This is a genomic window from Alcaligenes sp. GCM10023179 (genome assembly GCF_042653705.1).
GTDB lineage: Bacteria > Pseudomonadota > Gammaproteobacteria > Burkholderiales > Burkholderiaceae_B > Alcaligenes > Alcaligenes phenolicus.
The window spans coordinates 619,515-625,670 of record NZ_JBHSIQ010000003.1; the positions used below are offsets into that span (position 1 = coordinate 619,515).

Genomic DNA, 6,156 nt, shown 5'->3' on the forward strand with positions numbered 1-6,156 from the left:
CTCCAGGGATTGCATGTTCTTGTCGTTATTGGTTATTTGGTCAAGATTGTGCTTGATGGTGCTATATACTTGTCTTATTATTCAATTTGAACAGAAAACCAGGTTAACTACACAAGAATTTGCATAAAAAATGTAAATGATGTGGTTTTCTTACTTTTGTTTTAAGAACTTGACTGTTTATGCAAGATTTTGTGTTTATGCTGGATGGACGGCATCACAGGAAGGATGCCCATCGGGCCCTGGAAGGACCCAGGAGCAGAAAGACAGAGTGGCCTTGCTAACAGATCGGCTGTAGGCGCACCAGGTCTTGGGTGAGTAAGAAACACAATAAAGACGATAGTGAGCGCCAGGCAAAGCCGCTTGAACGCGTGCAGGCCTACAAGGCAATGATAGCCACGGTTTTGGGGAGAGGGAGGCTTGGTACTGTTGAGAACAGAGAGAATCGTGCTGTTGTTCGATAACGGCGATCTGATACAAAAGCTGATCGATGATTTGGCCCTGTGGGGTATACCGGTGCAAGTGCTTCGAGCACACAGCGCGGTGTCATTTACGCAGGACGAACAGGCCGAGGCGGGCGAGCTGATCATGATGCATTCCCCGAATGAGGATCTGTTGAGTGATGTAGGTCGATTGCGAGCTCAGTCTGCGGCAATGGGTCTGGTGGTTTTGCGTTTTGAAGGAACACTAACCCCCGAACATGGCAGCTTGCTATTGCTGGCTGGTGCCGATATTTGTTTTGACGAACGTACTCACAGTATGGAAGTACTGGCTAGTATCCAAGCTCTGCGCAGACGGGAGCTGGCCTTGCGAGCTAAATATGCGGATGGCAAGGACAAAGCTTTCCCAACTGCCCCTACGGAAATCCGCCTGAATGGTGAAACTCGGGAGCCCTTGTTTGGCTGGGATTTGCTGGAGGACGGTTGGCGCTTGATGACGCCGCAGCGACATGCCATCACGCTGACAGGGGCGGAGCGACGAGTATTGCGTGTGTTGCTGGCCGAGAGTCCTGAACCCGTAGCCCGCGAAAAGCTGTTTAGTGACAAGGAAGGGGATCAACCACCTAGTCGCTACATAGATGTGGTAATTAGCCGTTTGAAACGTAAGGTCGCACAGCACGGCGAGCGTTTGCCGATTCGTTCTGTGTGGGGCGTGGGCTATGTGTTCTCTGCTCATTAGTCCACGCTTGGGTTTGTGATTCGTTAACTGGTCCTTATTGTTTTCAATAGGGCTGAGATTAATAACAGGTTGAGTTATCGCCAGGGAAAGGGGCTGCCTATGACTTTTGCATTTAAGCGAGGTCACATTAGATACAGCGCCCTTTCCTGATTTGACTATTGCGAGTGGCTTTTATCGAAACGAAGCCAGTTCAATCAGATTGTTCAAACTGGCTTCGTCCATTTGCTGCCCTTGGCGTAAGTAGAACTCATAGACCAGGCGGATGATACGTGCCTCGGCCTCCGGCTTCAGATTCACGCTTTGACCTTGGAATAATTGTTGAGTCTTGGCAATGATTTCTTCCAGGATATCCAGATCAACCAAGGTTGAAGAGGGTTCGGAAGGTGAGGGGTTACCTTCTCCCGAGGCCAGCCAACTGACAGACAGGTTGGTGGCTTGGGCCATTTTAACTAGGCTGGAACGGGATGGGTCGGAGTTCCCTGAGCGCCAGCTTCGCAGCACCGAAGTGGACATTCCCATTTTGTCCGCCAAGTTCTTGGCTCCGCCTGCACGGGCGATGGCTAGATTTATCCGGTCCGAGAAGTCTTTAAATTCATTTTCCATATGCGTGTGGTCTGGTCTGCCCAAAAGTTGTGGTGGTAAGGGGCCCCAACGGTTTTAATTTACAATCCTGCGTCTTTTTCTTCATGTTCTTGTCAATTATTTTCAATTGCGCCAAGTAATCGCTTGATAGCGACAAGATCTTGTCGTAATATTCTTCCTGAACAGAAACTAACCGGAAATACGCTTTTTTACACAAAAACGCTAATTTCATGCGATAGCTTATTCTTTTGTCACAAAATCGATTCTCTCGATAAGAACGTGTTGTGCTGCGTCTGCTTCTTTGTGTGAGGCGTGTCGGAGGTAGCGCGCAATCCAGGTAAATGACAGTTTTGCATTGCTTGCTTTTTGGATAGGCAGGTGGCTTTTTTGCGCCCTGCGTTCGGTGATTCTACCTCTTGAGAGTGCGTTTGTGTTGAATGTGCGGCTTTTTGTCCCTTCGTTGAGGATACAAAAAGTCACTTGCTTGGGTGCCTTATGACTAGAACAAAAACAGTGGGGATCGTGTTGGCTATGGCTGTTCTTGCCACATCGAGCAAGGCACAAACGATGCTTGAACGGCTTCAGGAAAATTCAGTTCTGGAACAAGCCGATCATGACGCACCCTTGAGTATTCAGTACGTTGTCGACCGCGTCCTTGCGCGTCACCCCGGGCGGGAAAGTGCCATGGGTTACGAAGCAAGCGCACGCGAGATGATTGATGTTGCCAAGGCTCATTACTACCCGCAAGTTAGCGGAGGTGTTTCAAGTAGCTATGAAAAGTACCGTTCCGGTCGCTACGACGAAAAGGCCCTGCAAAGCCTGGACTTGAACGTACAACAGCTACTTTACGACTTCGGCAAAACCGCCAATTCAGTCAAAAAAGCCGAGTTCGGGGAACTGAAAGCCCAAGCCAGAACGGATTTGGTTGTCGAGCAATTGGTTCGCGAAGCGTCCAACGCGGTACTGGAAGCGGTGCGTTATCAGGGTTTTCTGGATCTGGCCCAAGCGCACGTCCAGGAAGTAGAGCAGCTAACCCGCTTGGTCGAGCAGCGCCACGAGAAAGGTGCCAGCAACCTGTCCGACGTTTTACAAGCGCGCTCCCGCCTGGATTCGGTCCAGGCGCTGGTATTGAACGTCGATGCAGAATATCGCAAATGGTTGCAGGAAATTGCACTACTTGCACAACTTCCTGACGTTAGCGCCGTGTCCTTGGCGCAGTTCCCTCTCGAGCTCAATCAAAGCTGCACGATCTCCCGCATTAACTGGGCGCGTGTTCCAGAAGTGGTGATGGTGGATATGGCTGCCGAAGAAGCGGTGGCTGATGTCGATCTGGCCAGTTCTGAAGAATGGCCAACCCTCTCTTTGCAAGCCAATGCCTCCCGCGCTTTGAACGCGACCCCGCTCTATGGCAGTCGTGTCGAGACCGGCATACGCCTGAATTTCTCCATGCCCTTTTATCAAGGGGGAGGCTTGTCGGCGCGTAAACGCGCAGCCTCGGGCGCCTTGCGCGCTGCCAGCGCTGAAAAGTCTCAAGTCCGCCTGCAGGTGGAGCAGCGCCTGGCCGATCAAGTCAATCGTTATCAAGGGCTGGAGCGTCGCAAGGCGCTGCTGGCCAATCGTGTCGTGAACATTAGCGGCACGAAAGATTTGTACAGAAAACAGTATTTGGATTTAGGAACGCGTTCACTGGTCGACTTATTGAATGCCGAACAGGAATACCACCAGGCCCGTGTCGAGGTGTTGAACAGTGAGTTGGATTTGAAAGCTTCGCAGATTGAATGCGCTTACTCCCAGGGGTTGTTGAGCGCTGGATTCAATGTGCCTGCCTTGAATTAACCGTTGTGAAGAGGGGCCTTGTGGCCATTTTTATTATTAAAAGGTTGGGCTATTCATGAAAATGATCCTAGCAGAACGATCGGGAGCGGGAAAGCCAGTACTGGAGACGCAATTAGCGGATCAAGTGCTGGCCACCCCTCATCTCGTCAAATTGAACGCGAGTCCTGGCGATATTGTCAGTATTACCCGCCAAGGAAATAACCTTGTCCTGGTGATGGCCAATGGTCAACAGGTCACCTTGCAAGGCTTTTTTAACGAAAACCCAGACGGCGAACATAGCGAGCTGGTTCTGGAAGATTCAGCCTGCCAACTGTGGTGGCTCAACAGCAGCGGAGAGCTGGTAGAAATCTCCGCCCAGGACGCCGTATTTGCAAACACGGCTCCTGTTGTTTCCGAAACTGTGTGTGCTGCTGCCGCTGGCACCAGCACCCCGCCACCGTGGGTCCTGGGCTTGCTGCTGGCTGGCTTGACGGGTGTTGCAATGGCATCTAGCCATTCCTCCGGCGGCTCGGGCGGTAAGGGACCCGTAGATCCTGATGATGGCGACGGTGATGCAGACGCTGATGCGGATGCTGATGCTGATGCGGACGCTGACGCGGATGCTGATGCTGACGCTGACGCTGACGCCGATGCGGATGCGGATGCCGACGCCGACGCCGACGCTGACGCCGATGCGGATGCCGACGCTGATGCCGACGCTGACGCCGATGCGGATGCCGACGCTGATGCTGACGCTGATGCTGACGCTGATGCTGACGCTGATGCTGACGCTGATGCCGATGCTGATGCTGATGCTGATGCCGATGCTGACGCTGATGCCGATGCTGATGCTGATGCTGATGCCGATGCTGATGCTGATGCTGACGCCGACGCTGATGCCGATGCCGATGCCGATGCCGATGCTGACGCCGATGCGGATGCGGACGCTGATGCCGATGCCGATGCAGACGCAGACGCAGACGCAGACGCAGACGCAGACGCGGATGCCGATGCTGATGCAGACGCTGACGCGGATGCGGATGCTGACGCGGATGCTGACGCTGACGCCGATGCCGATGCCGATGCTGACGCAGACGCCGATGCGGATGCCGACGCTGATGCCGACGCTGACGCCGATGCGGATGCTGATGCCGATGCCGACGCTGACGCAGATGCCGACGCCGATGCGGATGCCGACGCTGATGCTGACGCTGATGCTGACGCTGATGCCGATGCTGATGCTGATGCCGATGCTGATGCTGACGCCGACGCCGACGCCGATGCCGATGCCGATGCTGACGCTGACGCTGACGCGGATGCCGATGCGGACGCCGACGCGGATGCCGATGCTGATGCTGACGCAGACGCAGACGCAGACGCGGATGCCGATGCTGACGCGGATGCTGACGCCGATGCCGATGCCGATGCCGATGCCGATGCCGATGCCGATGCCGATGCTGACGCAGATGCTGACGCTGACGCTGACGCTGATGCCGACGCCGACGCTGATGCTGATGCTGATGCTGATGCTGATGCTGATGCTGACGCTGACGCTGACGCCGATGCAGATGCTGACGCAGACGCTGATGCCGACGCTGATGCTGATGCCGATGCTGATGCTGACGCCGACGCGGATGCCGATGCCGATGCTGACGCTGACGCTGACGCTGACGCGGATGCCGATGCTGATGCGGACGCCGACGCGGATGCCGATGCTGATGCTGACGCGGATGCTGACGCTGACGCCGATGCCGATGCCGATGCTGACGCAGACGCTGATGCCGACGCGGATGCAGATGCCGACGCCGACGCTGACGCCGATGCGGATGCCGACGCTGATGCCGACGCTGACGCCGATGCGGATGCTGATGCCGATGCCGACGCTGACGCAGATGCCGACGCAGATGCCGACGCTGATGCCGACGCCGACGCTGACGCCGATGCGGATGCCGACGCTGATGCTGACGCTGATGCTGACGCTGATGCTGACGCTGATGCTGACGCTGATGCTGACGCTGATGCTGACGCTGATGCTGACGCTGATGCTGACGCTGATGCTGACGCTGATGCTGACGCTGATGCTGACGCTGATGCTGACGCTGATGCTGACGCTGATGCTGACGCTGATGCTGACGCTGATGCTGACGCTGATGCTGACGCTGATGCTGACGCTGATGCTGACGCTGATGCTGACGCTGATGCTGACGCTGATGCTGACGCTGATGCTGACGCTGATGCTGACGCTGATGCTGACGCTGATGCTGACGCTGATGCTGACGCTGATGCTGACGCTGATGCTGACGCTGATGCTGACGCTGATGCTGACGCTGATGCTGACGCTGATGCTGACGCTGATGCTGACGCTGATGCTGACGCTGATGCTGACGCTGATGCTGACGCTGATGCTGACGCTGATGCTGACGCTGATGCTGACGCTGATGCTGACGCTGATGCTGACGCTGATGCTGACGCTGATGCTGACGCTGATGCTGACGCTGACGCTGATGCTGATGCTGATGCTGATGCTGACGCTGACGCTGACGCCGATGCAGATGCTGACGCAGACGCTGATGCCGACGCTGA

The 6,156-nt window shown here is 55.2% G+C and carries 4 protein-coding genes and 1 pseudogene; 4 read left to right on the forward strand and 1 reads right to left on the reverse strand.

Annotated elements, in window-relative coordinates; all coding sequences use genetic code 11:
- The first annotated feature begins 444 nt into the window (after window positions 1-444).
- Window positions 445-1,176, forward strand: coding sequence for a winged helix-turn-helix domain-containing protein (locus ACFPDR_RS16790; protein WP_376911535.1), 732 nt, complete (start codon window positions 445-447; stop codon window positions 1,174-1,176).
- A gap of 171 nt (window positions 1,177-1,347) precedes the next feature.
- Here ACFPDR_RS16790 and ACFPDR_RS16795 read toward each other — a convergent pair whose 3' ends face one another.
- Window positions 1,348-1,779, reverse strand: a complete 432-nt coding sequence (locus tag ACFPDR_RS16795; RefSeq protein WP_080747924.1) for a helix-turn-helix domain-containing protein — start codon at window positions 1,777-1,779, stop codon at window positions 1,348-1,350.
- Window positions 1,780-2,325: 546 nt separating this feature from the next.
- On the opposite strand from ACFPDR_RS16795, the gene ACFPDR_RS16800 reads away from it, so the two are divergent.
- The 3 genes and pseudogenes from ACFPDR_RS16800 to ACFPDR_RS16810 all read left to right on the forward strand — a co-directional run.
- Window positions 2,326-3,594 (forward strand): TolC family protein, encoded by a 1,269-nt coding sequence (locus tag ACFPDR_RS16800; protein ID WP_170978542.1) that lies wholly within the window; start codon window positions 2,326-2,328, stop codon window positions 3,592-3,594.
- 61 nt (window positions 3,595-3,655) lie between these two features.
- Window positions 3,656-3,874 (forward strand): annotated as a pseudogene (locus ACFPDR_RS16805) (BapA prefix-like domain-containing protein); the annotation flags it as partial.
- 256 nt (window positions 3,875-4,130) lie between these two features.
- On the forward strand, window positions 4,131-6,156 hold a 2,026-nt coding region (locus tag ACFPDR_RS16810), incomplete at its 3' end, for a hypothetical protein (protein ID WP_376911536.1).

Coding starts and splice junctions, on each gene's coding strand:
- ACFPDR_RS16795 (WP_080747924.1), bottom strand. CDS start 1,779: ATGGAAAATGAATTTAAAGACTTCTCGGACCGGATAAATCTAGCCATC.
- ACFPDR_RS16800 (WP_170978542.1), top strand. CDS start 2,326: ATGCTTGAACGGCTTCAGGAAAATTCAGTTCTGGAACAAGCCGATCAT.